The organism is Nocardioides sp. NBC_00368 (genome assembly GCF_036090055.1).
GTDB lineage: Bacteria > Actinomycetota > Actinomycetes > Propionibacteriales > Nocardioidaceae > Nocardioides.
On record NZ_CP107970.1, the window covers coordinates 5,824,311 to 5,850,851 of the forward strand.

At 69.8% G+C, this 26,541-nt stretch carries 24 protein-coding genes; 18 read left to right on the forward strand and 6 right to left on the reverse strand.

Annotated elements, in window-relative coordinates; genetic code table 11:
* Positions 1-5 precede the first annotated feature (5 nt).
* The 3 genes from OG984_RS27875 to OG984_RS27885 all read right to left on the reverse strand — a co-directional run bounded on the left by OG984_RS27875 (position 6) and on the right by OG984_RS27885 (position 1,841).
* Positions 6-1,154, reverse strand: a complete 1,149-nt coding sequence (locus OG984_RS27875; RefSeq protein ID WP_328529330.1) for a pilus assembly protein TadG-related protein — start codon at positions 1,152-1,154, stop codon at positions 6-8.
* Positions 1,142-1,555: a TadE/TadG family type IV pilus assembly protein gene (locus OG984_RS27880; RefSeq protein WP_328529331.1), complete on the reverse strand. Its 414-nt coding sequence runs from the start codon at positions 1,553-1,555 to the stop codon at positions 1,142-1,144. The genes OG984_RS27875 and OG984_RS27880 overlap by 13 nt, the downstream gene beginning before the upstream one ends.
* A 79-nt stretch (positions 1,556-1,634) precedes the next feature.
* The gene (locus tag OG984_RS27885; protein WP_328529332.1) at positions 1,635-1,841 is read right to left on the reverse strand and encodes a Flp family type IVb pilin; all 207 of its coding nucleotides are present in this window, start codon (positions 1,839-1,841) and stop codon (positions 1,635-1,637) included.
* A gap of 270 nt (positions 1,842-2,111) precedes the next feature.
* On the opposite strand from OG984_RS27885, the gene OG984_RS27890 reads away from it, so the two are divergent.
* A complete protein-coding gene (locus OG984_RS27890) occupies positions 2,112-2,855 on the forward strand; it encodes an A24 family peptidase (RefSeq protein WP_328529333.1) in 744 nt (247 codons plus the stop codon).
* Positions 2,856-2,983: 128 nt separating this feature from the next.
* On the opposite strand, the gene OG984_RS27895 is transcribed toward OG984_RS27890, so the two are convergent.
* Positions 2,984-3,184, reverse strand: coding sequence for a hypothetical protein (locus OG984_RS27895; RefSeq protein WP_328529334.1), 201 nt, complete (start codon positions 3,182-3,184; stop codon positions 2,984-2,986).
* Between OG984_RS27895 and OG984_RS27900 the strand changes: the two genes are divergently transcribed.
* From OG984_RS27900 to OG984_RS27915, 4 genes are all read left to right on the forward strand, one after another.
* Positions 3,176-4,633 carry a sensor histidine kinase gene (locus OG984_RS27900; protein ID WP_328529335.1) on the forward strand — a complete coding sequence of 486 codons (1,458 nt, stop codon included), beginning with the start codon at positions 3,176-3,178 and terminating at the stop codon, positions 4,631-4,633. The genes OG984_RS27895 and OG984_RS27900 overlap by 9 nt on opposite strands.
* Positions 4,630-5,325: a response regulator transcription factor gene (locus tag OG984_RS27905; protein WP_328529336.1), complete on the forward strand. Its 696-nt coding sequence runs from the start codon at positions 4,630-4,632 to the stop codon at positions 5,323-5,325. Before OG984_RS27900 ends, OG984_RS27905 begins: the two co-directional genes overlap by 4 nt.
* A gap of 119 nt (positions 5,326-5,444) precedes the next feature.
* Positions 5,445-6,350: a formyltetrahydrofolate deformylase gene (purU, locus tag OG984_RS27910; protein ID WP_328529337.1), complete on the forward strand. Its 906-nt coding sequence runs from the start codon at positions 5,445-5,447 to the stop codon at positions 6,348-6,350.
* A gap of 38 nt (positions 6,351-6,388) precedes the next feature.
* Positions 6,389-8,893, forward strand: coding sequence for a GcvT family protein (locus tag OG984_RS27915; protein WP_328529338.1), 2,505 nt, complete (start codon positions 6,389-6,391; stop codon positions 8,891-8,893).
* 70 nt (positions 8,894-8,963) lie between these two features.
* Here OG984_RS27915 and OG984_RS27920 read toward each other — a convergent pair whose 3' ends face one another.
* Positions 8,964-9,650, reverse strand: coding sequence for a GntR family transcriptional regulator (locus OG984_RS27920; protein ID WP_328529339.1), 687 nt, complete (start codon positions 9,648-9,650; stop codon positions 8,964-8,966).
* A 111-nt stretch (positions 9,651-9,761) separates the two neighbouring features.
* Between OG984_RS27920 and glyA the strand changes: the two genes are divergently transcribed.
* The 10 genes from glyA to OG984_RS27970 are packed head-to-tail and all read left to right on the forward strand — an operon-like array spanning position 9,762 to position 21,468.
* Positions 9,762-11,057 (forward strand): serine hydroxymethyltransferase, encoded by a 1,296-nt coding sequence (gene glyA, locus OG984_RS27925; RefSeq protein ID WP_328529340.1) that lies wholly within the window; start codon positions 9,762-9,764, stop codon positions 11,055-11,057.
* Positions 11,057-12,274, forward strand: a complete 1,218-nt coding sequence (locus tag OG984_RS27930; RefSeq protein WP_328529341.1) for a sarcosine oxidase subunit beta family protein — start codon at positions 11,057-11,059, stop codon at positions 12,272-12,274. The genes glyA and OG984_RS27930 overlap by 1 nt, the downstream gene beginning before the upstream one ends.
* A 12-nt stretch (positions 12,275-12,286) precedes the next feature.
* A complete protein-coding gene (locus OG984_RS27935; RefSeq protein ID WP_328529342.1) occupies positions 12,287-12,577 on the forward strand; it encodes a sarcosine oxidase subunit delta in 291 nt (96 codons plus the stop codon).
* Positions 12,574-15,483, forward strand: coding sequence for an FAD-dependent oxidoreductase (locus tag OG984_RS27940; protein WP_328529343.1), 2,910 nt, complete (start codon positions 12,574-12,576; stop codon positions 15,481-15,483). The genes OG984_RS27935 and OG984_RS27940 overlap by 4 nt, the downstream gene beginning before the upstream one ends.
* Positions 15,476-16,132 carry a sarcosine oxidase subunit gamma gene (locus OG984_RS27945; protein WP_328529344.1) on the forward strand — a complete coding sequence of 219 codons (657 nt, stop codon included), beginning with the start codon at positions 15,476-15,478 and terminating at the stop codon, positions 16,130-16,132. The genes OG984_RS27940 and OG984_RS27945 overlap by 8 nt, the downstream gene beginning before the upstream one ends.
* Positions 16,132-17,505 carry an L-serine ammonia-lyase gene (locus tag OG984_RS27950; RefSeq protein WP_328529345.1) on the forward strand — a complete coding sequence of 458 codons (1,374 nt, stop codon included), beginning with the start codon at positions 16,132-16,134 and terminating at the stop codon, positions 17,503-17,505. The genes OG984_RS27945 and OG984_RS27950 overlap by 1 nt, the downstream gene beginning before the upstream one ends.
* A gap of 24 nt (positions 17,506-17,529) precedes the next feature.
* Positions 17,530-18,414 (forward strand): bifunctional methylenetetrahydrofolate dehydrogenase/methenyltetrahydrofolate cyclohydrolase, encoded by an 885-nt coding sequence (locus tag OG984_RS27955; protein WP_328529346.1) that lies wholly within the window; start codon positions 17,530-17,532, stop codon positions 18,412-18,414.
* Complete coding sequence (folP, locus tag OG984_RS27960; RefSeq protein ID WP_328529347.1) at positions 18,411-19,295, forward strand: dihydropteroate synthase; 885 nt, start codon at positions 18,411-18,413, stop codon at positions 19,293-19,295. The genes OG984_RS27955 and folP overlap by 4 nt, the downstream gene beginning before the upstream one ends.
* Positions 19,292-20,146, forward strand: coding sequence for a methylenetetrahydrofolate reductase (locus OG984_RS27965; protein WP_328529348.1), 855 nt, complete (start codon positions 19,292-19,294; stop codon positions 20,144-20,146). Before folP ends, OG984_RS27965 begins: the two co-directional genes overlap by 4 nt.
* Positions 20,143-21,468, forward strand: coding sequence for a bifunctional folylpolyglutamate synthase/dihydrofolate synthase (locus OG984_RS27970; protein ID WP_328529349.1), 1,326 nt, complete (start codon positions 20,143-20,145; stop codon positions 21,466-21,468). The genes OG984_RS27965 and OG984_RS27970 overlap by 4 nt, the downstream gene beginning before the upstream one ends.
* A gap of 89 nt (positions 21,469-21,557) precedes the next feature.
* Here the strand turns inward: OG984_RS27970 and fdhA are convergent, their stop codons facing one another.
* Positions 21,558-22,769, reverse strand: a complete 1,212-nt coding sequence (fdhA, locus tag OG984_RS27975) for a formaldehyde dehydrogenase, glutathione-independent (RefSeq protein ID WP_328529350.1) — start codon at positions 22,767-22,769, stop codon at positions 21,558-21,560.
* A gap of 239 nt (positions 22,770-23,008) precedes the next feature.
* Between fdhA and OG984_RS27980 the strand changes: the two genes are divergently transcribed.
* The 3 genes from OG984_RS27980 to OG984_RS27990 all read left to right on the forward strand — a co-directional run bounded on the left by OG984_RS27980 (position 23,009) and on the right by OG984_RS27990 (position 26,495).
* Positions 23,009-23,791 carry an IclR family transcriptional regulator gene (locus tag OG984_RS27980; protein WP_328529351.1) on the forward strand — a complete coding sequence of 261 codons (783 nt, stop codon included), beginning with the start codon at positions 23,009-23,011 and terminating at the stop codon, positions 23,789-23,791.
* Between the two features lie 267 nt (positions 23,792-24,058).
* Positions 24,059-25,309 (forward strand): aromatic ring-hydroxylating oxygenase subunit alpha, encoded by a 1,251-nt coding sequence (locus OG984_RS27985; RefSeq protein WP_328529352.1) that lies wholly within the window; start codon positions 24,059-24,061, stop codon positions 25,307-25,309.
* 19 nt (positions 25,310-25,328) lie between these two features.
* Complete coding sequence (locus OG984_RS27990) at positions 25,329-26,495, forward strand: hybrid-cluster NAD(P)-dependent oxidoreductase (RefSeq protein ID WP_328529353.1); 1,167 nt, start codon at positions 25,329-25,331, stop codon at positions 26,493-26,495.
* The last annotated feature ends 46 nt before the right edge of the window (positions 26,496-26,541 follow it).

The window sequence follows — 26,541 nt, forward strand, 5'->3', positions numbered from 1 at the left end:
GTTGCTCAGCCGATGACCTGGACGGTCGTGGCGCCCATGTCGGGCCCGCCGAGCACGGTGTCTGCGGTGGTGACGAGGTCCTTGGTGAAGTAGCCGAAGACGCACTTGGCCGAGCTGGAGCCGGAGGTCGAACACTTCCTTCGTCCGGTCAGGGTCGAGGTCGCCTTGAAGCCCGCCAGGTCGTAGCCCGTCACCACGAACGCGGCGAAACCGCGCATCTGGTAGGTGCCGTTGCTCCCGGTTCCCTCGGCGACGTCGAAGATCGGGATCAGCAGGGGTTCTCCGGAGGTCCGAGCCGCCGACAGCAGTGTCTCGCACGCCGACCCGGACACGCCGGGGTCTGCCGAGAACGACTCTTCGACATCGATGTCGAGGTCGCAGTCGTCGCTGTCCAGCCAGCCGAAGCCGCCGGGCAGATCTCCGCCCGAGGGGCTGCCGGGACAGGGGATCGGGTCGCCGCCGTCCGCCTTGACGGACAGGACGCGCTCGTAGCTGCCGGCCACGACGGTGGGCGGGGCAGGAGCGAAGCTGACGCCGTCCTGGGTGGCGTACTGCCACTCGCAGAACGAGATCGTCAACGGGAGTGTGGAGGCGGCTTTCGGGCCGCCCCAGGCTGCACGGGCGCAGGCGAGCACGCCACGGCCGTCGTAGTCGTCGCCGAGCAGGATCTGCCCGAACACCGGGGGCAGCACCGTCGAGTCGTCGTCCTGTCGGGTGGTGGTGCGGACCTCGACGAAGTTGCCCGGGGCCGGTGGACGGGTGCCCAGGCACGCATCGGACGCTGCGCCCTCTGCCGGGCACGGGGCCAGGAATCCGACGGCGGTGCGTCCGCACACCAGGCTCGCGTCGGCCTTGCCGTCGCTCGCATCGTTGTCCGCGGCGTACCTCTCGGCCACCTGCTGGGCATCGGGGGCGCAACCCTCGGCGTCCCCGCAGTCCTGGGCGACGGCGAGGGCCGCCGCGTCGGCTCCGTTCTGGAGCTCGGCCCGCTCGACGTAGAGCTGGCCGGTGTCGATGACCAGGGCACCGATGCCGAGCAGCAGTCCGACGCCGAGGACGATCGCGACCACGGTCGCCACCGCTCCTCGGTCGTCGCCGTGCCGCCGGGTGCGGTCGATGATGCGGTCGATGATGCGATCGATCAGCCGAGGCATCGCATGACTCCTCTACCGGTGAGCTGGACCGAGGATCCGACGCCGCCGCCGAACATGCCGGCGATGCTGTCGATCGGGGTGACCAAGGTGAAGTTCTGTCTCGCGAGGACGACCGCGTCGTCGGTCGGCCCCGGATTCGCCGGGCAGGCCGCGACCGAGACGGTCACGCCGGTCAGCGGCTCGGCAGCGGCACGGGTCCTGTCCGCGGCGCCCGGCTGTTCGAGGGCGGCGAGACGTACGCCTTCGCGTGCTGCCTGGGTCAGTGTGATCTGTGCGTTCAGAGCCCGCCCGAAATCGATGAGCCCGAACAGCACGAGCAGCAACAGCGGCAGCACGAGCGCGAACTCGACGGCGGCGGCGCCGCGGTCGGCCCGGTCGGGGCGGCTGAGGAGGCATGGCATCTCGGGGTCTCTTTCTGGGAGTGACGGAGGAGGTGTCGAGGGGCCGGCCGGCTGGCCGGCCCCTCGACCCTGCGGCGGATCAGGCCGCGGCCCCGCCGCCGGGCAGAGCGTTGAGTACGGTCACGAACAGCCCGTTCAGCCGGGGGCCGAGGAGGGCGAGCGTCGCGACGATCGCGACCGCGATCAGACCGACCAGCAGGCCGTACTCGACGGCGGTGGCACCGCGCTCGCGGTCCTCGACCCGACGGTCCAACCAGCTCTGGGCGAATGCGATGAGAGCAAGCATGAGAAACTCCTTGTGTGTCCTTGATGTGAGGGTCCGGGACCGAGTTCCTGGACTGGTTTCGGACGACCTCACGTCGCCCGATGCCCCAACGATCCAGGGTCGGGGGCCGGCCTCGGAAGCGGGCGAACGGTCATGGTCGGACCAGGGCCGGACGACGTCTGTAGACCCGTGTCGGGCGTTCGGGGGACACCTGTCGGCCGCTGACAGACGATCGGCCATTTCTGAGCCGGAGCCCTGTGCCCGCCGGTCCCGCTGCCCTACCGTCGAGGCGTGCACCTGGAGATGGCGATGATCGGTACCGCAGGCGGGGCGCTCGCCGCGCCCTGGCTGCGGGCGCTGGTGTTCCGCCTCTCGGTCCCGTCGGACGAGCCCGACCGGACCCGGTGCCTCGGTTGCGCCCGCGTGCTGGTGTCCGACCAGCTCTGGCGCTCGCGCCTCTCGCCGACCGGCCGCTGCCCCGAGTGCCGGAGCCGGATCGGGCCGCGGACCGGGGTCGTGGAAGGGGCCGCCGCCGCTCTCACCGGCGCCGTCGCGGGTGCCATCGGTCCGCACCCCGAGCTGCTCGCGTTCGCGTTCCTGGCGCTGCTGGCGGTCCCGCTCGCGTTCATCGATGTCGCGGTCCACCGGTTGCCCGACCGGCTGACGCTGCGGGCGTACCCGATCCTCGCGGGCCTGCTCGCGGTCGCGGCTCTCGCCTCCGGCGAGCCGCACCGGCTTCTCGGCGTCCTCGCCGGTGGGGCGGTGGCCGGGCTGGGCTACCTGGCCCTGGTGCTGATCCGCCCCGACCAGCTCGGCCTCGGCGATGCGAAGCTGGCCGGTCTGCTCGGCCTCGCCCTCGGCTGGTGGGGGCTGTCCGCGGTCGTGCTGGCGTGCGCTCTGGCCTTCGTGCTCTCCGGGATCCTCGGTCTGGCGCTGCTGCTGACCAGACGGGTGAAGCTCGACTCCGCCCTGCCGCTGGGACCGTTCCTGGTGGCCGGCGCGTTCGCGGTGCTGCTCGGGACGACCGGCTGGTAGTCAGCCCTCGTGGGCCGAAACAGACCCGCGCCTCCTTCCGATCCCGCTCTCCTCCTGCACATTTTCGTCGTTTGTGGCACCGTTGTCATGAGGAGGGACCACTCGAAGGGGGTCGCGAGACGGAACCATCAGCTGAGCACGCGGACACCAGCGCGAGCGCGGATCCCCTCTCTGACCTCGTCGATCGCGCCACGGTCCTGCTCCACGATGCTGCGGCGGACTCGGACGACGTTGCGGAGTTCGTCGAGGATGTCGCGCGGCTCGACCCCGAAGCCGTGCGCCGGGAACTCGGACCGGGGGAGGGGCCGTACTCGGCCCTGGTGAAGCACGCGCGGTCGGTGGTGGTTCGGATCGGTCTCGACGGGACGTGGTCGGTGCTCTCCGACGCGATCATCGAGACGCTCGGCTATCCGCCCGACATCGAGCTGCCCTCCGGCCTGCGGGACTCGGTCCACCCTGACGACGTCGACACCGCCGCGGATGCGCTGCGGGCCGTGCGCGCCCGCGAGCTGCCGGCGGCTCGGATCGACATCAGGGTGCTCGCCGCCGACGGTCGATGGCGGGAGATGGACACCGTGTTCTACGACATGACCGATGTCGAAGGGGTACATGCCGTCATCGCGTACGCGCTCGATGTGACCGACCAGCGGGCCGCCGAGCGCCGTTCCCGGACCGAAGGAAAGCGGCTCCGGGCGCTCGTGCGGCAGCTCGACGCCGCGGTCCTGGTGGAGGACGAGGACGGCCGGACGGTGCTGGCCAACGAGACGTTCGCGCGGGTCTTCGGACGCACGAGCGCCGAGGATTGGGCAGGCGTCGACCGCACGGAGATCCTCGGTGCGGTGGCCCGGCGCTGCCGCGAGCGAGCCACGGTGCGTGCTCAGCTGGACGACATCGCGACCCTCCGCAAGGCCTGCCTGGGCTACGCCCTCGAGCTGGTGAACGGCCGCTGTCTCAGCCTGGACTTCGTGCCGATCCACGACGGTGACACCGACCTGGGTGCGCTGTGGTACTTCCGAGACGTCACCGAGATCGCCACCACGCAGCACGAGCTCCGGGAGCGGAACCGGGTGCTGACCGAGGCGGCCGAGCTGAAGAACCACTTCGTGGCCGCCGTCTCCCACGAGCTGCGTACGCCGCTGACGGCGGTGGCCAGCTTCACCGAGATGCTGCGCGACCCTGCCTCCGGTTCGCTCACGGAGAGACAGCGGACCGCCGTCGACGCCGTCGTACGCAATGCTGAGCGGCTGACGAGGCTCGTCGACGATCTGCAGCTGATCACCCAGCTCGAGCGGCACACGCTCCCGATCCACGAGTCAGCCGTCGACGTGTCCGAGCTGGTGCGCCTGGCGGTCGAAGACCACCGACCCGAGGCGGATCGGGGCGGACTGACACTGACCGCCGACATCGCCGACGGTCCACCGCTGACCGGCGACCCGACTCGTCTGCGCCAGGTGCTCGACAACCTGCTGAGCAACGCCGTGAAGTTCACGATGCCCCAGGGTTCGGTGGCGGTCCGGGCAGGGTGCGAGGGGTCCCGGTGGACGATCGAGGTGACCGACACCGGCATCGGGATTCCGGACGAGGAGGTGCCCGCCGTCACCGACACCTTCATCCGGGGCTCGAACGCCGTCCGGCGGCGGCTGTCGGGCAGCGGGCTCGGTCTGGCGATCTGCAAGACGATCACCGAGCTGCACCACGGATCACTCGCGGTCGAGAGCACCGAAGACCGCGGCACGACTGTGCGAATGGCCGTCCCGCTGAAGCGGGAGGCTCGATGACCAGGATCCTCGCCATCGAGGACGAGCCGGACATCGCGCTCGCCCTACGGATGCTGTTCGAGCGCGGCGGCTACGGCTTCGAGCTGGCGACCAACGGCCGGGTCGGGCTCCGCACGGTGCACGATGTGCGCCCGGACCTGGTGGTTCTGGACGTGGGGCTGCCCGAGATGGACGGCTGGACCGTGCTCGAGCGGGTGCGCGACTTCGCCGACGTACCGATCCTGATGCTGACCGCCCACGGCGAGGAGTCGGAGAAGGTCCGCGGCCTCCGTGGCGGCGCCGACGACTACCTCACCAAGCCGTTCAACAACAACGAGCTGCTGGCCCGTGTCGAGGCGCTGCTGCGTCGTGCGCGGGCGACCGGGCGAACGGCGGACCGCATCGGGTCGGGGGTGTACGACGACGGTGTCGTCCGCATCGATCGCCGGATCCGTCAGGTCGAGGTCGAGGGACGACCGGTCGACCTCACGCGCACCGAGTTCCGGCTGCTCAACGTGCTGGTCCAGCACGCCGGCGCCGTACTCTCGCCGAGCCAGCTGCTGGAGCAGGTGTGGGACGACCCGACCGGGATCGCGCCGGAGCGGGTCAAGTTCGCGGTGCTCCGGCTGCGTCGCAAGCTCGGCTGGGCGAGTGACGCCTCGCCGATCGCGGCCGTTCGTGGCGTCGGCTACCGCTACCGGCCACCTGCCTGAGCCGGACCACGCCTCGACAGTCCTCGGATAGCCGTGACCCTTGACGGCGCTCTGAGAGCCGTTCTACGATCATTCTGATATATGAGTTGTGTATCATTACCGGCATTCAGGAGCCCAGCATGACCATCAGTCCTCCCAGCTCGACCGCTGTTGCGTCCGTGGCGACCGCCGCCCCCGCAGCGACGACCAACGTGCTCACGCTCTCGTGCCAGGAGCGCCCGGGGATCATGCAGGCGGTCACGAGCTTCCTCTACGACCGCGGGTTCGACATCCTCGAGCACCAGCAGCACGACGACCGGATGGGGGAGCTGTTCTTCCTCCGGACCGCGTTCGCCTCCGCCGACGGGGCCGACGTCGACGAGCTCACCGCCGCTTTCGGGCCGATCGCGGACCGCTTCGGGATGTCGTTCACCTTCCACGACGAGCGCAAGCCGCGGCTGCTGGTGATGGTCTCCAAGTTCGGCCACTGCCTCAACGACCTCATCTTCCGGTGGCGTGGCGGGACCCTGGGTGGCGAGATCGCCGTCGTCGCGTCCAACCACGAGGACCTCCGCCCGATGGCGGAGGCGGCCGGGCTCGAGTTCGTCCACATCCCGATCACCTCGGAGACCAAGCCGCAGGCCGAGCAGCGCATGCTCGACCTGGTTGACGAGTACGAGATCGACCTGGTCGTGCTCGCCCGCTACATGCAGATCCTCTCCGACGGCCTGTGCCGCCAGCTCGAGGGCCGCGCGATCAACATCCACCACTCGTTCCTGCCCGGCTTCAAGGGCGCCAAGCCCTACCACCAGGCGCACGAGCGCGGTGTGAAGCTTGTCGGGGCCACCGCCCACTACGTCACCGCAGACCTCGATGAGGGGCCCATCATCGAGCAGGAGGTCAACCGGGTCGACCACACGTACACCCCCCAGGCTCTGGCCAACGTGGGTCAGGACGCCGAGTGCCTCGCGCTCTCGCGTGCTGTCCGCTGGCACTGCGAGCACCGCGTCCTCATGCACGGCTCCAGCACCGTCGTGTTCCGCTGACCACCCACCCGAACCACCCCGAAAACACGGAGAAGCTCATGCCATCGTCCCGCAGCACCGTCTCGCCCCGCACAGTCATCATCGGCGCCGGCATCGTCGGCACGAACCTCGCGGACGAACTCGTGTCGCGCGGGTGGTCCGACATCACGGTCATCGAACAGGGCCCGCTCAGCCTGCCCGGCGGCTCGACCTCGCACGCCCCCGGTCTCGTCTTCCAGATCAACCCGTCGAAGACGATGACCCTGTTCGCCAAGTACACCGTGGAGAAGTTCATGGGCCTGGAGAAGGACGGCCTGAACTGCTTCAACCAGGTCGGTGGTCTCGAGGTCGCGACCACCGAGGCCCGCGTCGCGGAGCTCTACCGCAAGCTCGGCTACGCGAAGTCCTGGGGGATCGATGCCCGGGTCATCGGTCCCGCCGAGTGCAAGGACCTCTACCCGCACATCGACGAGTCGCAGGTCCTCGCCGGCCTGCACATTCCGAGCGACGGCCTCGCCCGGGCGGCTCGTGCGGTGGACCTGCTCATCGAGCGTACGCAGGCAGCCGGCGTCACCTACCTCGAGCACACCGCGGTGACCGGTGTCCTCCAGGAGGGCGGCCGGGTCACGGGCGTCGAGACCACGAACGGTGTCGTCGAGGCCGACATCGTCGTCTCCTGCGCCGGCTTCTGGGGTGTCGAGGTGGGGAAGATGGCGGGCACGGACGTGCCGCTCCTCCCGCTCGCCCACCAGTTCATCAAGACCACGCCGGTCCCGGTCCTGGCCGGCAAGCACGACCAGCCCGACGGCGCGACCCTGCCGATCCTGCGTCACCAGGACCAGGACCTCTACTTCCGGGAGTGGGGGGAGGTCTACGGGATCGGCTCCTACGCCCACAAGCCGATGCCGTACGCCGCCTCCGATCTCGGCCCGACCCCGGAGCACGTCGACCACGACAACATGCCGTCCCGGCTCGACTTCACGCCCGAGGACTTCGAGGGCCCGTGGGACGAGTGCCGCAAGCTGCTCCCGTGCCTGCAGGAGGCGGAGATCGCGGAGTCGTCGTTCAACGGCATCTTCTCGTTCACGCCCGACGGTGGGTCGCTCGTGGGCGAGTCCCGCGAGGTCGACGGCTTCTGGGTGGCCGAGGCCGTCTGGGTCACCCACTCCGCGGGTGTCGCCCGCGCGGTCGCCGAGGTGCTGACCACGGGACGCTCGGAGTACGACCTCGCCGACCTCGAGCTCAACCGGTTCGAGGAGACGCAGCTGGCCCCGGCGTACGTCAGCGAGACCTCGCAGCAGAACTTCGTCGAGATCTACGACATCCTGCACCCGCTGCAGCCCAAGGAGTCGCCGCGCGACATCAGGGTCAGCCCGTTCCACGCCCGTCAGGTCGAGCTCGGTGCCTTCTTCCTGGAGGCCGGGACCTGGGAGCGGCCGCACTGGTACGAGGCCAACGCGGCCCTGCTGGACGAGCTGCCGGAGGAGTGGAAGTCGCCGACCCGCGACGACTGGTCGGCGCGCTACTACTCGCCGATCGCGGCGGTCGAGGCGTGGAAGACCCGCACCGCGGTGGCCATGTACGACATGACGCCGCTGCGCCGTCTCGAGGTCTCCGGTCCCGGCGCCGAGACGCTGCTGCAGCGGCTCACCACCGGTGACGTGAGCAAGAAGCCCGGTGCGGTGACCTACACCCTGTTCCTCGACGAGCAGGGCGGGATCAAGAGCGACATCACCGTCGCCCGCCTGGAGGACGAGCTCTACCAGGTCGGCGCCAACGGTCCGGTCGACCTGGCCTACCTCCGTCGCGAGGCGCGCAAGCTGCGGGCCGAGGACCCCGCTCTCACCGCCGAGGTCCGCGACACCACCGGTGGCACCTGCTGCATCGGCCTGTGGGGTCCGCTGGCCCGGGACCTGATCGCCAAGGTGAGCGCGGACGACTTCACCAACGACGGTCTGAAGTACTTCCGCGGCAAGCGGGCCACGATCGGCGGGATCCCGGTGACCGCGCTGCGGCTGTCGTACGTCGGTGAGCTCGGCTGGGAGATCTACGCCTCCGCCGAGAACGGCCAGAAGCTGTGGGACGTCCTCTGGGAGGCAGGCCAGGAGCACGGCGTCATCGCTGCCGGGCGGGCCGCGTTCGGCGCGCTCCGCCTGGAGAAGGGCTACCGGTCCTGGGGTGCCGACATGACCACCGAGCACGACCCGTACGAGGCCGGCGTCGGCTTCGCGGTGAAGACCGCGAAGGAGGACTTCGTCGGCAAGGCCGCGCTCGAGGGCCGCTCGGTGGAGACCTCGGCTCGCCGCCTGCGCTGCCTCACCATCGACGACGGTAAGTCCATGGTGCTCGGCAAGGAGCCCGTGCTGTCGGGGGAGACCGCGGTCGGGTACGTCACGAGCGCTGCCTACGGGTTCACGATCGGCAAGCCGATCGCCTACGCCTACCTTCCGGCGGAGATCGGGGAGGGCGACCAGGTCGAGATCGAGTACTTCGGGCAGCGGATCCCGGCGACGGTCACCCCGGAGCCGCTCTTCGACCCGAGCATGAGCCGCCTGCGGGGCTGATCCGACGGATCGAGATCGGGCGCCGGCCGGGTGGGCCGGCGCCCGATCGCCTTGTTGTGGAGAAACGCGGTCAGAGGACCCGACGGATCTCGGTCGCGAAGCTGTCGACGTGCTCGCGGGTCAGCCGCTCGGCGCGCTCGGCGTCGCCGTCGGCGATGGCATCGAGGAGCTGCGCGTGCTCGCAGATGTGGGACGCCAGGTCCGGGACCTTGTCGACGACCAGGCACCAGATCCGGGTGGCCAGGTTGTCGTACCTGATCAGGACGTCCTCGAGGTGCTTGTTGCCCGTCGCGCGGTAGATCATCCGGTGCACCGACATGTCGAGGCGCATCAGCGTGGGCCGGTCGTCGCCGACCGCGTCGAGACCCCGGACCCTCTCCGCCATGGCGCGCAGCTCGGCTCGCATCGCGTCGGTCGCCGCCGTCGCGGCCCGGCCGGCGGCGAACGGCTCGAGCTGCTCGCGCAGATCGGAGATCGCGCCCAGCTCGGTGACGTCGACGGGTGTCGCGAACGTGCCGCGGCGCGGGTAGGAGACGACCAGGTGGTCGGTCTCCAGGCGCTTGAGCGCCTCGCGTACGGGTGTGCGTCCGAAGCCCAGGGAGTCCGCGAGCCGGCCGTCGTTGATCGGCTCGCCCGGCCTGATGTCGAGCATGATCAGCCGGTCCCGGATGCGCTCGTAGGCCGCGTACGCCAGCGAGGTCACGGGGCTGATCGCTGAGCCGCTCGTCAGCACGACGGGGGCAAGTACGTCGGTCATTCCATGTCACCGCTTTCTGATCTGGGCCGTTGACAGGTGTCTTCGCCACCAAGCATACTGGTGATCCGGAACTGATATATCAATCGTACTTCAAGAGTTTGGGAGCTCACCGTGGTTGACGTCCTGACTGCCTCGCTCGCGGACCTCGATCCCGAGGTTCGCGAGCAGATCGACGCCGAGCTGAGCCGCCAGCAGACGACGCTGGAGATGATCGCCTCGGAGAACTTCGCCCCCGCCGCCGTCATGGAGGCGCAGGGGTCGGTTCTCACCAACAAGTACGCCGAGGGCTACCCCGGCCGTCGCTACTACGGCGGCTGCGAGCACGTCGACGTCATCGAGCAGCTCGCCATCGATCGCCTCAAGGCGCTGTTCTCCGCGGAGTACGCCAACGTCCAGCCGCACTCGGGCGCCCAGGCCAACGCCGCCGCGATGTTCGCGCTCCTCGAGCCGGGCGACACCATCCTCGGCCTCTCGCTGGCCCACGGCGGCCACCTCACCCACGGCATGAAGATCAACTTCTCCGGCCGCCTCTACCAGGTCGTGCCGTACGAGGTCTCCCGCGAGGACTTCCTGATCGACATGGCCGAGGTCGAGCGCCTCGCCCTCGAGCACCGGCCCAAGCTGATCGTCGCCGGCTGGTCCGCCTACCCGCGCCAGCTCGACTTCGCGGAGTTCCGCCGGATCGCCGACCTGGTCGGTGCCCGGCTCATGGTCGACATGGCCCACTTCGCCGGCCTGGTCGCGACCGGCCTGCACCCGAACCCGGTGCCGTTCGCCGACGTGGTCACCTCGACGACCCACAAGACCCTGGGCGGCCCGCGCGGCGGCGTCATCCTCACCAACGACCCCGCCATCGCCAAGAAGATCAACTCCTCGGTCTTCCCGGGCCAGCAGGGTGGGCCGCTCGAGCACGTCATCGCCGGCAAGGCGGTCGCCTTCAAGGTCGCCGCGGAGCCGGAGTTCCGCGAGCGCCAGGAGCGTACGCTGCGGGGCGCCCGCATCATCGCCGAGCGGCTGCTCGCCGACGACGTCGCGGCCGCCGGCATCTCGGTGGTCAGCGGCGGCACCGACGTCCACCTCGTGCTGGTCGACCTGCGCGCCTCCCAGCTCAACGGCCAGGACGGCGAGGACCGGCTGCACCGCATCGGCATCACCGTCAACCGCAACGCGGTCCCGTTCGACCCGCGCCCGCCGATGGTCTCCTCCGGCCTGCGGATCGGCACCCCGGCGCTGGCCACCCGTGGCTTCGGCGACACCGACTTCCATGAGGTGGCCGACATCATCGCGGCGGCGCTGAAGGACGACTTCACCGAGGAGACGGCCGACGCGCTGCGCGCGCGGGTCACGAACCTCGCCGAGAAGCACCCGCTCTACCCCCACCTCATCGAGTCGAACGGAGCCGAGTGATGGCAGACCTGCTGCCCGAGCACCCCGACTTCCTCTGGCGCAACCCGGAGCCCAAGTCCTCCTACGACGTCGTCATCATCGGCGGCGGCGGCCACGGGCTCGCGACCGCCTACTACCTGGCGAAGAACCACGGCATCACCAACGTCGCCGTGCTCGAGCGGGGCTGGCTCGCCGGCGGGAACATGGCCCGGAACACGACGATCATCCGGTCCAACTACCTGTGGGACGAGTCCGCGGCGATCTACGAGCACTCCCTCAAGCAGTGGGAGGTGCTCCCCGACGAGCTGGACTACGACTTCCTGTTCAGCCAGCGCGGCGTGCTCAACCTCGCCCACACGCTGCAGGACGTACGCGACTCGGTGCGGCGCTGCGAGGCCAACCGTCTCAACGGGATCGACGCCGAGTGGCTCGACGCGGACCAGGTGAAGGAGGTCTGCCCGATCATCAACACCAGCGACAACATCCGCTACCCGGTCCTCGGTGCGACCTACCAGCCCCGCGCGGGCATCGCCAAGCACGACCACGTCGCCTGGGCGTTCGCCCGCAAGGCCGACGAGATGGGCGTCGACCTGATCCAGGACTGCGAGGTGACCGGGATTGTCAAGGACGGCAACCGGGTGGTCGGCGTGCAGACCACCCGCGGCACCATCGCGGCCGGGAAGGTCGCGCTCTGCGCGGCGGGGCACTCCAGCGTCCTCGCCGAGATGGCCGGCTTCGACCTGCCGATCCAGTCGCACCCGCTCCAGGCGCTCGTCTCCGAGCTCCACCAGCCGGTCCACCCGACCGTGGTGATGTCGAACCACGTCCACGTCTACGTCTCCCAGGCCCACAAGGGCGAGCTCGTCATGGGTGCGGGCGTCGATGCGTACAACGGCTATGGGCAGCGCGGCGGGTTCCACGTGATCGAGGAGCAGATGGCCGCGGCCGTCGAGCTGTTCCCGATCTTCGCCCGCGCGCATCTGCTCCGGACCTGGGGTGGCATCGTCGACGTCACGCCGGACGCCTCCCCGGTCGTGGGCAAGAGCCCGATCGACCAGCTCTACGTGAACTGCGGCTGGGGCACCGGTGGCTTCAAGGGCACCCCGGGTGCCGGCTGGACGATGGCGCACACGATCGCCCACGACGAGCCCCACGAGTACAACGCCCCGTTCGCACTGGAGCGATTCAGCACCGGTGCCCTCATCGACGAGCACGGCGCAGCGGCCGTGGCCCACTGAAAGGAGCCGACGATGATCCTCATCAGCTGCCCCGACTGCGGGCCCCGCGACGAGACCGAGTTCCACTACGGCGGTCAGGCGCACGTCCCCTACCCGGAGGACCCGAACACCCTCAGCGACGAGGAGTGGGGTCGCTACCTCTTCTACCGCGAGAACACCAAGGGCATCTACGCCGAGCGCTGGGTCCACAGCTCCGGATGCCGCAAGTGGTTCAACGTCCTTCGTGACACCGTCACCTACCGCATCGCCGCCGTCTACCGGCCCGGCGAACCACGCCCGACCCTGGATGGAGGCTCGCAGTGAGCACGACGTCGCACCGCCTCACGGACGGCGGCCGCATCGACCGATCGACCCGTCTCACCTTCCATGTCGACGGTCAGGAGTACGCCGGCCACGCCGGTGACACCCTCGCCTCCGCGCTGATCGCCAACGGCGTGCTCGAGTGCGGCCCCTCCCTCTACCGGCAGCGCCCTCGCGGCGTCCTCGCCGCCGGGGTCGAGGAGTCCAATGCACTGGTCAGGCTGCGTCGCCCGGGTGACGCCGTCGCCGAGTCGATGCTGCCGGCCACGGCCGTCGAACTCGTCGACGGGCTCCAGGCCGACTACCTCAGCGGCCTCGGCGAGCTCGACCCCGCCGACGACACCGCGATCTATGACAAGAAGTACGTCCACACCGACGTGCTCGTCATCGGCGCCGGCCCGACCGGGCTCACCGCGGCTCGCACCGCCGCGGCCTCCGGCGCCCGGGTGATCCTCGTCGACGACCAGCCCGAGCTCGGTGGGTCGCTGCTCTCCGCCCGCGACCTCGACATCGAAGGCGTCGACAGCGAGACCTGGCTGCGCGGCGTCGCCGAGGAGCTCTCCGCCGCCCCCGAGGTCACCGTGCTCACCCGCACCAACGCCTTCGGCAGCTACGACGCCAACTACGTGATCGCGCTCCAGAGCCGGCTGGACCACCTCGACGCGGCCGCCAAGGCGACGCTCGACGGGCTGTCGCGTCAGCGCCTGTGGCACATCCGGGCCCAGCAGGTGATCATCGCGACCGGCGCCCATGAGCGTCCGCTGGTGTTCGCCAACAACGACCGCCCCGGTGTCATGCTCGCCTCCGCGGTCCGCACCTACCTGAACCGCTACGGCGTCGCGGCGGGCTCCGACATCCTGCTCGCGACGACCAACGACAGTGCCTACGAGGTCGCCGCCGACCTGGCCGACGCCGGGGTCGCCGTGGCGGCCGTCGTCGACGCCCGCCCCGAGCGGTCGGAGGCCGCGCGTCGCGCCGAGGAGGCCGGCATCGAGGTCGTCCTCGGCTCCGCCGTCCTCGACACCGCCGGTGACCCTCGGGTCACTGCCGCGATCGTGTCGGCGATCGACGCCGACGGCGCCGCGGTCGGCGAGCGGCGAGAGATCGCCTGCGACACCGTCGCCGTGGCCGGCGGCTGGAGCCCGGTCGTCCACCTGCACAGCCAGCGCCAGGGCAAGGTCCGCTGGGACGAGAACCTAGCCGGGTTCGTCCCCGACGGCGAGGTCGCCGACCAGCAGATCGTGGGGTCTGCCCGGGGCAGCTACACCCTCGAGGCGTGTCTCGCCGAGGGCCGGTACGCAGCCGCGACCGCGCTGCGCGCCACCGGCTTCATCGGCTCGGCAGAGGCCCCGGCAGACCCGCTTCCCGCGGCGACCGGCAGCGGCACCACCCGCGCCCTGTGGCTCGTCGCCGAGGACGGCGTCGCGCTCGACGATCTGGTCGACCACTTCGTCGACCTCCAGCGCGACCAGACCGTGCACGACGTACTGCGTGCGACCGGCGCCGGCATGCGCAGCGTCGAGCACATCAAGCGCTACACCTCGATCAGCACCGCCAACGACCAGGGCAAGACCTCCGGGGTCAATGCCATCGGGGTCATCGCGGCCGCCCTCAACGACGGTCGCAGCCCCGGCGAGATCGGCACGACGACGTACCGCGCTCCGTACGCTCCGGTCCCGTTCGTCGCGCTCGCCGGTCGCGAGCGGGGCGACCTGTTCGACCCGGCCCGGCTGACCTCGATCCACCCGTGGCACGTCGCGCACGGTGCCGAGATGGAGATCGTGGGGCAGTGGCTGCGGCCCTGGTACTACCCGCAGGACGGCGAGTCGCTCGACGAGGCCGTGCTCCGTGAGTGTGCCGCGGTCCGCGAGTCCGTGGGCATGATGGACGCGACCACCCTGGGCAAGATCGAGGTGTGGGGGAGCGACGCCGGTGAGTTCCTCAACCGGATCTACACCAACGCCTTCAAGAAGCTCGCCCCCGGCTCCGCCCGCTACGGCGTCATGTGCACGCCCGACGGGATGATGTTCGACGACGGTGTCACGCTCCGCATCGACGAGGGTCGCTACTTCATGACGACGACCACCGGCGGCGCCGCCAAGGTCCTCGACTGGCTCGAGGAGTGGCACCAGACCGAGTGGCCGAGCCTGGACGTCAGCTTCACCTCGGTGACCGAGCAGTGGGCCACCGTCGCCGTCGTCGGCCCCAGGTCTCGCGAGGTGATCGCCAAGATCGCGCCGGACCTCGATGTCAGCAACGAGGCGTTCCCGTTCATGACGTTCCGCGAGACCACGCTCGCCTCGGGCATCCCGGCGCGGGTGTGCCGGATCTCCTTCTCCGGCGAGCTCGCCTTCGAGGTCAACGTCGAGACCTGGTTCGGTCCGCAGGTGTGGAAGGAGATCCACGCCGCCGGTCAGGAATGGGCGATCACCCCGTACGGCACCGAGACCATGCACGTGCTCCGGGCCGAGAAGGGCTACCCGATCGTCGGCCAGGACACCGACGGCACGGTCACCCCGCAGGACGCCGGCATGGAGTGGATCGTCTCCAAGGCGAAGGACTTCGTCGGCAAGCGCTCCTACAGCCGGGCCGACACCTCTCGCACCGACCGCAAGCACCTCGTCTCGGTGCTGCCCGTCGACAAGTCCTTCCGGCTGCCCGAGGGCACGCAGCTCGTCGAGGCCGGTACGCCGATCACCCCTGCCGACGGACCGGTGCCGATGCTCGGCCACGTGACCTCGAGCTATCACAGTGCCGCGCTCGGGCGCTCGTTCGCCCTGGCACTCATCAAGGATGGCCGCAACCGCATCGGCCAGACCCTCGTCGCGCCGGTCGGAGACCGACTGGTCGACGTCGTCGTCGCTGAAACCGTCCTCTACGACCCGGAAGGAAGCCGCCGCGATGGTTGAGACCACGATCGAGCCGCTCGACAAGACGATCTCCGGTCTGCGCGTCAGCCCGGCCCAGCACCTCCACGGCGCCTTCGTCGACGCCGGCGTCACCGGAGCCCTCGGGGTGCGGGTGCGCGAGGAGCAGTTCCTCACCATGGTCGGCCTGCGGGTGCCGGTCGGCTCGCCCGACCGGGCGCGCCTGGCCAAGATCCTGGGTGCCGAGCTGCCCGAGCGATGCGGCGAGGTCGCCACCGGCCACGACGTGGTCGTCCTGTGGCTCTCGCCCGACGAGTTCCTGGTCATCTCGCAGAGCGTGGCCGGCTCCACCCTGGTGTCGTACCTGCGCGCGGGCGTCTCCGAGGGTGGCGCCGCGGTGGTCGACCTGTCGGCCAACCGCACCACCCTCCGGCTCGAGGGCCCGTCCGCGCGGGCCGTCCTGGAGAAGGGCTGCCCGCTCGACCTCCATCCGCGGGCCCACGCGTCGGGCACGGCGGTCGTCACCAACATCGGACGTGTCCCGGTGATCCTCTGGAAGGTCGAGGCCGACTCCTACCGGATCCTGCCGCGTGCCTCGTACGCCGACTTCCTGGGTCGCTGGCTGATCGACGCCATGGCCGAGTTCAAGGTGATCTCGACAAGCTCGATCCGGCGTCTGGGATCGGGCTGATGGCACTCAGCGTCTTCGACATGTTCTCCGTCGGCATCGGGCCGTCGTCGTCCCACACGGTCGGCCCGATGCGCGCGGCGGTGCAGTTCACCGATGCGCTGAAGGCGGGGTCGCTGCTCGACGCCGTCGCCCGCGTCCAGGTGGAGCTGTTCGGTTCGCTCGGTGCCACCGGCCACGGCCACGGCTCCGACAAGGCGGTCATCCTCGGTCTCGAGGGCAACCGTCCCGAGACCGTCGACACCGACAACGCGGACGCTCGGGTGGCCGAGGTCCGTGCCACCCGCCGGCTGCGGCTGTCGGGGGCGCGGGACATCGAGTTCGAGGCCGACGACGTGGTCATGCACCGCACCCGGACGCTGCCCGCACACCCCAACGGGATGATCTTCCGAGGGTTCGGCGCCACCGGGGACGTGCTTCAGGAGAGCACCTACTACTCGGTCGGCGGCGGGTTCGTCGTGGACGAGGACGCCGCCGGCGCCGACCGGATCGTCGAGGACTCGACCCCGATCCCGTACCCGTTCACCACCGGGGCCGAGCTGCTCGCGGTCTGTGCCGAGTCAGGCCTGGGCATCAGCGACGTCATGCTGGCCAACGAGCTCGCGTGGCGTACCGAGGACGAGGTGCGCGGCGAGCTGCTGCACATCTGGTCGGTCATGCAGGAGTGCGTGCACAACGGCTGCACCCGGGTCGAGCCCACCCTGCCCGGTGGGCTGAAGGTCCCGCGACGTGCCCCCGGCCTGTACGCCCACCTGCACGCCTCCACGGACGAGACCGACCCGCTCCGGGCGATGGACTGGGTCAATCTCTTCGCCCTGGCCGTCAACGAGGAGAACGCCTCGGGTGGCCGGATCGTGACCGCCCCGACCAACGGTGCCGCGGGCATCGTCCCGGCCGTGCTCCACTACTACGAGAAGTTCGTGCCCAGCGCGGACGAGGACGGGATCGTCAGGTTCCTCCTCGCCGCCGCTGCCATCGGGATCCTGTTCAAGATCAACGCGTCGATCTCCGGCGCCGAGGTCGGCTGCCAGGGTGAGGTCGGCTCGGCCTGCGCGATGGCCGCGGGGGCGCTGTGCGAGGTGCTGGGCGGCACCCCGGAGCAGGTCGAGAACGCCGCCGAGATCGGCATCGAGCACAACCTCGGCCTCACCTGCGACCCCGTCGGCGGTCTCGTACAGATCCCCTGCATCGAGCGCAACGCCATCGCCAGCAACAAGGCCATCAACGCCGCCCGCATCGCGGCCCGCGGCGACGGCAGCCACCGGGTGTCCCTCGACGCCGCGATCAAGACCATGCGCGAGACCGGGGCGGACATGAAGATCAAGTACAAGGAGACCTCCCGCGGAGGCCTCGCCGTCAACGTCATCGAGTGCTGAGGGCCTCGCGAGAAGGAGAAGCGCATGACGACCGCAGCAAAGATCGACGGCAAGCGCGTCGCTGCCGAGCTGAAGGCCGGGCTGACCGTGCGGGTGAAGGCCCTGCACGAGGCCGGGATCGACCCCGGTCTCGGCACCATCCTCGTCGGCGACGACCCCGGCTCCCACTCCTACGTCGCGGGCAAGCACCGCGACTGCGCCGAGGTGGGCATCGCCTCGATCCGGATCGAGCTGCCCGCGAGCGCGACGCAGGCCGAGATCGAGGCCGCGGTGCAGCAGCTCAACGAGGATCCGGCCTGCACCGGCTTCATCGTCCAGCTGCCGCTCCCGCCGCACGTCGACACCCACCGGGTCCTGGAGCTCATCGACCCGGACAAGGATGCCGACGGCCTCCACCCCACCAACCTCGGCAAGCTGGTGCTCGGCACCCCGGCCCCGTTGCCGTGCACGCCGCGCGGGATCATCGAGCTGCTGCGGCAGCATGACGTGCCGATCACCGGCCAGCGGTTCTGCGTCATCGGATGCGGCCTGACCGTCGGCCGGCCGCTCGGGCTCATGCTCACCCGACCCACCGAGCACGCCACCGTCACCCTGTGCAACATCGAGACCCGTGACGTCGCCGCCCACGCGCGCGCCTCGGACGTCATCGTCGCCGCGGCGGGCGTGGCGCACCTGGTCAAGCCCGACTGGGTCAGCCCCGGTGCCACGGTTCTGTCCGTCGGCATCACCCGCACCATCGAGGGCATCCTGGGCGACGTCGACCCGAACGTCGACGTCGTCGCCGGCAAGATGACCGGCGCCACCGGCGGGGTCGGGCCGATGACGCGCGCCATGCTGCTGACCAACATCGTCGAGATCGCCGAGCAGCAGCTGGCTGCCAGGGAGGCGATCGTCGGAGCGCTGACATGACTGCCACCCAGCTGGCCACCGACACCGCTCAGCGGTGCCAGGTGATGGGCATCATCAACGTCACCCCCGACTCCTTCTCGGACGGTGGCCGGTTCCTCGACGTCGACGCCGCCGTACGCCGGGGCCACGAGCTCGTCCGCGACGGCGCCGACATCCTCGACGTCGGCGGCGAGTCCACCCGGCCCGGCGCCCAACGGGCCAGCGAGGCCGAGGAGCTGGCCCGCGTCGTCCCGGTGGTCGAGGGCCTGGTCCGGAGCGGGTTCCCGGTCTCGGTCGACACCATGCGCGCCTCGGTCGCCCGGCAGGCGGTCGCGGCCGGAGCGGTCATCGTCAACGACGTCTCGGGCGGGCTCGCCGATCCCGAGATGCTGCCCTTCCTCGCGGAGGCGGACGTCACCTGCGTACTCATGCACTGGCGGGCGCACTCCACCCGGATGGACGACTTCTGCTACTACGACTCGGTCGTCGACGACGTCTGCACCGAGCTCCGCGGCCGGGTCGAGGCCGCACTCCGCGCCGGAGTGCGCGCTGAGCGCATCGTCCTCGATCCGGGCCTGGGTTTTGCGAAGAACGCCACCCAGTCCTGGGAGCTGCTCGCCTCCCTCGCGAGGCTGCGAGATCTCGGCTTCCCGATCCTCGTCGGAGCCTCCCGCAAGCGCTTCCTCGCCGAGGCCGCGTCGTACGGACGACGTTCCCCGGACGTGCCGGCCGACCGTGACGAGGCGTCGGACGCCGTCGCCGCGATCGCGGCGGCCGAAGGCGCCTGGGGCGTACGCGTCCACGCGGTCTCCGGCGCCGCGGCCGCCTCCAGGGTGGCTGCGCGCCTGCGTACCTCCGCGGTCGCCACCGGGCTGGTCGGAGCCCGAACGGGGGAGCGGTGAGCCGCCGCTCGGCCGCCGCGGTCGTACGTCGCCTGCTGCTCGACGCGCGCTACGAGATCCTGCCGACCGCGACGATCGAGGAGGTCGTCACCACCGCGCTTCCCACCGGCCGGACCGTCACCGTGACCGCCTCCCCGGCCAAGGGCCTGGAGCGGACCGTGGACCTCTCGATCCGGCTCGCCGGACACGGCTACGACGTGGTGCCCCACCTCGCCGCACGCATGGTCTCGAGCCGTGCCGAGCTCGCCGACATCACCGGCCGCCTGAAGGCGGCCGGCATCGAGAAGGTCTTCGTGCCCGCCGGTGACGCGGAGCAACCCGGGCCGTTCCCCGGTGCGCTGGAGCTCCTCGAGGCCCTCGTCGACCTCGGCGACCCGTTCCGCCACGTCGGCGTCGCCGGCTACCCGGAGGATCACCCGACGATCATCCACGACCGGCTGGTGCAGGCGATGTGGGACAAGCGCCACCACGCCACCGAGATCGTCAGCAACCTCACCTTCGACGACCGAGCCCTCACCGACTGGGTACGCCGCGTGCGCGCTCGAGGCGTCACGACGCCGATCATCGTGGGGCTGCCCGGCCCCGTCGAGCGCGCCAAGCTCCTCACGATGGCCACCAAGATCGGTGTGGGGGAGTCGACGAGGTTCCTCGCCAAGAACAAGCGGATCTTCGCGCGCATCGCCGCGCCCGGCGGCTACTCGCCGGAGCGGTTCCTCATGCGCGCCGCCCCGGAGCTGGCCGGTGCCGAGGCCGCGGTCTCCGGACTGCACCTGTTCACGTTCAACCAGGTCGCCGAGACCGAGGCCTGGCGCCGGGACCTGCTGGCCCGCCTGGGTGGTGATCCCCGATGACGGACACAACGATCGACCTCGATGTCGCCGAGGTGGAGCGCCGACTCCTCGCCCGCTGGCCCGAGACCCGGATCGCTCCCTCCCTGGAGCGCATCCGCGCGGTGACGGACGCGCTCGGCCGGCCGCAGCGCAGCTACCGTTCGATCCACATCACCGGCACCAACGGCAAGACGAGCACCGCGCGGATGGTGGAGGCGATCCTGCTCGAGCTGGGCTCGACGGTCGGCAGGTTCACCAGCCCCCATCTCACCGACATCCGGGAGCGGATCAGCATCGGCGGCGGGCTGATCCCGCCCGACGCGTTCGTCCGGGCCTACCTCGACGTCCTGCCCGCGGCCGACGCGGTGGATCGGGGGAGTGCCACACCGCTGTCGTTCTTCGAGATGACGGTCGCCATGGCCTACCAGGCGTTCTCGACCGCTGGCATCGACGTCGCTGCCGTCGAGGTCGGCATGGGTGGCATGTGGGACGCGACCAACGTCATCGACGCCGAGGTCGCCGCGATCCTCCCGATCGGCCTCGACCACGTCGACCACCTGGGCCCGACCAGGCTCGACATCGCCGCCGAGAAGGCGGGGATCATCAAACCCGGTGCCTTCGCCGTGACGGCACGTCAGACCCCCGAGGTCGAGCAGCTCCTCCGGGCCCACGCCGACGCGCATCTGGCGAGACTCATGGTCGAGGGGCGTGACTTCGGACTGCGCGGACGCCGGGCCTCCGGCGGCGGCCAGGTCATCTCGGTCGACGGCCTCGCGGGTCACTATCCCGAGATCCCGCTGTCCCTGCACGGGCGCCACCAGGCGTACAACGCGGTGGTCGCCATCGCGAGCGTCGAGGCCCTCCTGGAGGACGCGATCCCGCTGGACGTACTGCGACGGGCGCTGGGGTCGGCCAGATCGCCCGGCCGGCTGGAGGTGCTGCCCGGAACACCGGCCGTGGTCCTCGACGCTGCCCACAACCCCGACGGCGCCCGGGCGCTGGCAGCAGGCCTCGCCGACCTGGGCCACCGACCGACCGTCGCCGTGGTCGCCGCGATGGGCGACAAGGACCTGGCCGGCATGCTCGCCGAGCTCGAGCCCGTGGTGACCACGATGATCTGCACCCGGAACAGCAGCCCGCGGTCGCTGTCGGCCCAGGACACCGGTGCCGCCGCACGAGCCGTTCTGGGTTCGGATCGGGTCGTGGAGATCGGGCATCTCGGCCATGCCCTCCTCGAGGCCGTCCGGACGGCCTCGGCGCTGTCCGAGGAAGGTGGAGCTCAGGTGCTGGTCACCGGCTCCGTGGTCACCGTGGGTGAGGCACGCGGCCTGTTGGGCCTGTGAAAGGCGGGACCTGGAAATCGGGCCTGTGAAATCGGTTCTGCCCCTGGCCGTCGTGGCCAGGGGCAGAACCGTCATGCTCTCCGGTGGCGTCAGCTCACCATGCCGTGCGGGTCGATGACGTACTTCGTCGCCGCGCCCTGGTCGAAGGCGGCGTAGCCGGCCGGGGCCTCGTCGAGGCTGATCGTCTTCGCGTTGACGGCGTCGGCGATGTGGGCCTTGTCCGCGAGGATCAGGTTCATCAGCTGGCGGTTGTACTGCTTGACCGGGCACTGGCCGGTCACGAACGTGTGCGACTTGGCCCAGCCCAGGCCGAGCCGGACGCCGATCTGGCCCTGCTTGGCGGCGTCGTCGACGGCGCCCGGGTCGCCGGTGACGTACAGGCCGGGGATGCCGAGCGAGGCGCCGGCACGGGCGACGTCCATGATGTCGTTGAGGACGGTGGCGGGCTGCTCGGCGGCGTCGCGGCCGTGGCCGCGTGCCTCGAAGCCGACCGCGTCGACGGCGGCGTCCACGACCGGCTCGCCGAGGATGTCCGCGATGATGTCCGCCAGGGCGTCACCGGAGGACAGGTCCGCGGTCTCGCAGCCGAAGCTGGCGGCCTGCTTGAGCCGGTCCGCGTTCATGTCGCCGACGATGACGGTCGAGGCGCCGAGCAGCTGGGCCGAGTACGCCGCGGCGAGCCCGACCGGGCCCGCGCCCGCCACGTACACCGTCGACCCGGTCGTGACACCGGCGGTGTAGGCGCCGTGGTAGCCGGTCGGGAAGATGTCGGAGAGCATCGTCAGGTCGAGGATCTTCTCCAGGGCCTGGTCGCGGTCGGGGAACTTCAGCAGGTTGAAGTCGGCGAAGGGGACCATGACGTACTCCGCCTGGCCACCGAGCCAGCCGCCCATGTCCACATAGCCGTACGCCGCGCCGGCCCGCGCCGGGTTCACGTTGAGACAGATCCCGGTCTTGCCCTCGTTGCACATGCGACAACGACCGCACGCGATGTTGAACGGGACCGAGCAGATGTCGCCGACCTCGTGGAAGAGGACGTCGTCGCCGATCTCGACGATCTCGCCGGTGATCTCGTGGCCGAGGGTCTGGCCGACCGGGGCGGTCGTCCGGCCGCGCACCATGTGCTGGTCGCTGCCGCAGATGTTGCTGGTCACGAGCTTGAGGATCACCGCGTGCGGTGCCGCACGCTTGATGCCGAGACCGCTGACGACATCCTGGGGGAGCTCCAGCTTCGGGTAGTCGATGGTCTCGACGGCCACCTCTCCCGGCCCCTTGTAGACGACGACTCTGTTGTCTGCCATGGCGTCTCTTCTTCCTGCCCCCGGATGGGGGCGTCCGGCGTACTCAGGTTGCACGGATGTTTCTCATAGCGAAACAGCAGCGCTATATGAAACAAACTAGACCGTCGAAGGCGTCGGCATCAAGACCCTGATCCGTTCGATTTCGGAGGCTCGAGAGGCGGTACCCGGGGCGCGCGCGTCGGCTGCCCGGCGGTGGGTGGCCGAAAGCAAAATGTCCAAGGGAGGCATACTGTTTCAGCATGAGCAACACGAGCGAAACACGGAGCACGACCGTTCACTCAGTGGACCGCGCCATCTCCATCCTCCAGGTGCTCGCCCGTCGGGGGGCTGTCGGTGTCACCCCGATCTCGGAGGAACTGGGGGTGCACAAGTCCACCGTCTTCCGATTGCTGGCGACGCTCGAGGCGCGCGGACTGGTGGAGCAGAACGCGACTCGCGGGCACTATCAGCTCGGTTACGGCGTCATCCAGCTGGCCGCCGGCGCGACCCGCAAGCACGACATCTCGGTCACCAGCCGGCCCATCTGCATGGCGCTGGCCGACGCGGTCGGCGAGACCGTCAACATCGTCATCAACGACGGTGAGGAGGCCATCACGATCGACCAGGTGATCGGGAGCGCCGAGATCACCTCGGTCAACTGGGTGGGTCAGCGCAGCCCCCTGCACACCACCGCCTCCGGCAAGGTCTTCCTGGCGACCATGTCGCCGGAGGATCGCCGGCGGATCCTGGAGGGTGGGCTCGAGCGCTACACCGAGGAGACCGTGGTCGACCCGGTGCTCCTCGAGGAGCAGCTCGCCGAGTTCAGGAAGCTGGGCTACGCCTACTCGGCCGACGAGCACGAGATCGGTCTCACCGGAGTGGCCGCGCCGATCCGTTCGCTCGGTGGCGGGGTGATCGCTGCTGTGGTGGCCTCGGGCCCGTCGTTCCGCATCACGTCCGAGAAGGTGCCCGAGCTGGCCGAGCACGTGCTCGCCGCCGCTGCTGCGATCTCGGAGCGGAACGGCTTCCCCAAGGCCGAGTGATCTGCGCCTGCCGAGGCGACGAATCGGCACCTCGAAGTGGCCCGCATGCCTCGTGCATGCGGGCCACTTCGCGTGCGTCGTGAAGCGCGTGTAAATCCTGCGGACGAATCCAGATCGACCCGTTGACAGCGTCTTCTTCAGCGCGGCAGAATCGTTTCACGCTACGCAGTAGTTGTGCAGAGTGAAACAACTACTGCCTGGTGAACCGCCGTATCTGAACCCGGAAATCTGCCCGGTTTGAGCGTGGGAGACATCAACGTGACGCGAATGAGCATCGAAACGACGCCTGGGGAGCTGGCGTCCCTGGCGGACAAGCGAGCAGCCGGCTTCGGCCTCGAGGCGCCCTTCTACACGAGCCCGGAGATCTACGAGCAGGACCTCGATCTCATCTTCGGTCAGCACTGGATCTTCGCGGTCGCCGAGGCGGAGATCCCGGACCCCGGCGACTACGTCACCGTCGACCTGGGACCCCACTCCGTGATCGTCGTCCGCGACGACGACGAGAACGTCCGCGCCTTCCGGAACGTCTGCCGCCACCGCGGGTCTCGACTGCTCGACTCGGGTTGCGGCTCGATCGGCAACATCGTGTGCCCCTACCACCAGTGGACCTACCGGGTCGACGGCAGTCTGATCTTCGCCGAGTCGCAGGCCGACACGTTCGAGTACGGCAAGTTCGGGCTGAAGCCGGTCAACGTCCGCGCGGTCGGCGGGCTGGTCTTCCTCTGCCTGGCCGACGAGCCGCCGGCCGACTTCGACGAGGTCAGTGAGCTCATCGAGCCCTACCTGAAGCCCTACGGCCTCGCCTCGGCGAAGATCGCCCACCAGACCGACATCGTCGAGGAGGGCAACTGGAAGCTGGTGATGGAGAACAACCGCGAGTGTCACCACTGCGACGCCTCGCACCCGGAGCTGCTCACGGCGTACTTCCCGATCAGCCGCTACGAGGCCGAGGACGTGCCGCCCCGCCTGCAGCAGGTCTTCGAGCGCTACCAGGAGGCGCAGGCCGAGCTGGAGAAGGCCCGCGAGGTCATCGACTTCCCGAACGGGGACGTCTGCCAGCTGGAGGGCAAGGCGACGGGGTTCCAGATCTCCCATCTCCCGCTCGACGGCGCCGGCGCCTCGTTCGGCCCCGACGGTCAGCAGCTCTGCGCGAAGCTGATGGGGTCCATCGAGGACCCGCGGTTCGGCGACCTGTCGCTGCACATGCAGCCCAACTCGTGGTTCCACTTCCTCGGTGACCACGCCGTCGTCTTCTCGGTGATCCCGCTCGCCGTCGACCGGACCCTGGTCCGGACGACCTGGCTGGTCAACCCGGAGGCTGTCGAGGGCGTCGACTACTCGGTCGAGTCGCTCACCTCCGTCTGGCGTGCGACCAACGACCAGGACCGGGTCCTGGTCGAGGGCACCCAGCGAGGAGTGACGGACCCGGGCTACGTACCTGGTCCGTACTCAGAGGTCGAGGGTGAGGTCGATGCATTCGTCACCTGGTACGTCCAACGCATCCAAGCCAACGCCTAGCCGGAGTCCGGGAGGAGACATGACCATCATGGAGACCGACATCCCCGAGGTGTCGGAGCCCAACTCGTTCGGCCTGCAGAACGGTCGCCCGGCGCCCGTACGCAGCCGGCGGATGCTGGAGCCCTGTTGGGCCGAGAGCGACGTGATGGACCTGGTGTGCAGCCAGGTCCTGGCGGTCACCCATGACGTGAAGACCTTCGTCTTCACGACCCCCGAGCGCCGTCCCTTCGACTTCGAGGCGGGCCAGTTCATCACCATCCGGGTCGAGATCGACGGCGAGCTGATGACGCGCTGCTACACGATCGCCTCGCCGCCGACCCGGCCCGACCGGCTGGCCATCACGGTCAAGCGGGTCCCCGACGGTGTGGTGTCGAACTGGCTCCACGACAACCTCGAGCCCGGCAACTGGATCTCGATGCACGCCCCGGCGGGTGCGTTCGTCCTGCCGGAGGAGGACGCGCCGAAGTACCTCTTCCTCTCGGCCGGGAGCGGCATCACCCCGGTGCTGTCGATGACGAGGACGCTCTACGACCTCGGGTCCGAGGCGGACATCCTCTTCGTCCACAGCGCTCGTACGCCGGCCGACATCATCTACCGAGGTGAGCTCGAGGCGATGGCGCGGCTGATGCCGAACCTGCGGGTGGTGGAGATCTGTGAGGGTGACGCCCCCACGGAGCGCTGGATGGGGCTGCAGGGACGCATCTCCAAGCCGGTTCTCGAGATCCTGGCCCCTGACCTCAACGAGCGCGAGACGTTCATCTGCGGTCCGGCGGGCTACATGGCCTCGGCGAAGTCGCTGCTCGAAGAGCTCGACTACGACATGGACAAGTACCACGAGGAGAGCTTCGACTTCGGCGCTCCGCAGGTGCCTGCTCCGACGGCCGCGCCGCCGATCGAGCAGGGCTCCGAGGAGGAGGCTGCTGCCGGGTTCTCGATCGAGTTCGCGCGCAGCGGCAAGATGATCACCTGTGGACCGGACGAGACCATCCTGGAGGCGGCGATCGCCGCCGGCATGCGTCCGATGTCCGCCTGCGGCCAGGGCATGTGCGGCACCTGCAAGGTGTCGATGCTCTCCGGTGAGGTCGACATGAAGCACAACGGCGGCATCCGGCCTAAGGAGGTCGCCAACCAGAAGGTGCTGATCTGCTGCTCCAAGCCGCTGGGCGACATCCAGCTGGACTGCTGAAGCGGAGCAGCGCCGGTGGCTGTCGGGTCGGCGACCCGATCCGGCA

What these genes read in the sequence shown, in the direction of transcription:
- OG984_RS27875 (WP_328529330.1), bottom strand. Translation starts at nt 1,154, where the DNA reads ATGCCTCGGCTGATCGATCGCATCATCGACCGCATCATCGACCGCACC.
- OG984_RS27880 (WP_328529331.1), bottom strand. Translation starts at nt 1,555, where the DNA reads ATGCCATGCCTCCTCAGCCGCCCCGACCGGGCCGACCGCGGCGCCGCC.
- OG984_RS27885 (WP_328529332.1), bottom strand. Translation starts at nt 1,841, where the DNA reads ATGCTTGCTCTCATCGCATTCGCCCAGAGCTGGTTGGACCGTCGGGTC.
- OG984_RS27905 (WP_328529336.1), top strand. Translation starts at nt 4,630, where the DNA reads ATGACCAGGATCCTCGCCATCGAGGACGAGCCGGACATCGCGCTCGCC.
- purU (WP_328529337.1), top strand. Translation starts at nt 5,445, where the DNA reads ATGACCATCAGTCCTCCCAGCTCGACCGCTGTTGCGTCCGTGGCGACC.
- OG984_RS27915 (WP_328529338.1), top strand. Translation starts at nt 6,389, where the DNA reads ATGCCATCGTCCCGCAGCACCGTCTCGCCCCGCACAGTCATCATCGGC.
- OG984_RS27920 (WP_328529339.1), bottom strand. Translation starts at nt 9,650, where the DNA reads ATGACCGACGTACTTGCCCCCGTCGTGCTGACGAGCGGCTCAGCGATC.
- OG984_RS27930 (WP_328529341.1), top strand. Translation starts at nt 11,057, where the DNA reads ATGGCAGACCTGCTGCCCGAGCACCCCGACTTCCTCTGGCGCAACCCG.
- OG984_RS27935 (WP_328529342.1), top strand. Translation starts at nt 12,287, where the DNA reads ATGATCCTCATCAGCTGCCCCGACTGCGGGCCCCGCGACGAGACCGAG.
- OG984_RS27945 (WP_328529344.1), top strand. Translation starts at nt 15,476, where the DNA reads ATGGTTGAGACCACGATCGAGCCGCTCGACAAGACGATCTCCGGTCTG.
- OG984_RS27950 (WP_328529345.1), top strand. Translation starts at nt 16,132, where the DNA reads ATGGCACTCAGCGTCTTCGACATGTTCTCCGTCGGCATCGGGCCGTCG.
- OG984_RS27955 (WP_328529346.1), top strand. Translation starts at nt 17,530, where the DNA reads ATGACGACCGCAGCAAAGATCGACGGCAAGCGCGTCGCTGCCGAGCTG.
- folP (WP_328529347.1), top strand. Translation starts at nt 18,411, where the DNA reads ATGACTGCCACCCAGCTGGCCACCGACACCGCTCAGCGGTGCCAGGTG.
- OG984_RS27970 (WP_328529349.1), top strand. Translation starts at nt 20,143, where the DNA reads ATGACGGACACAACGATCGACCTCGATGTCGCCGAGGTGGAGCGCCGA.
- fdhA (WP_328529350.1), bottom strand. Translation starts at nt 22,769, where the DNA reads ATGGCAGACAACAGAGTCGTCGTCTACAAGGGGCCGGGAGAGGTGGCC.
- OG984_RS27980 (WP_328529351.1), top strand. Translation starts at nt 23,009, where the DNA reads ATGAGCAACACGAGCGAAACACGGAGCACGACCGTTCACTCAGTGGAC.
- OG984_RS27985 (WP_328529352.1), top strand. Translation starts at nt 24,059, where the DNA reads ATGAGCATCGAAACGACGCCTGGGGAGCTGGCGTCCCTGGCGGACAAG.
- OG984_RS27990 (WP_328529353.1), top strand. Translation starts at nt 25,329, where the DNA reads ATGACCATCATGGAGACCGACATCCCCGAGGTGTCGGAGCCCAACTCG.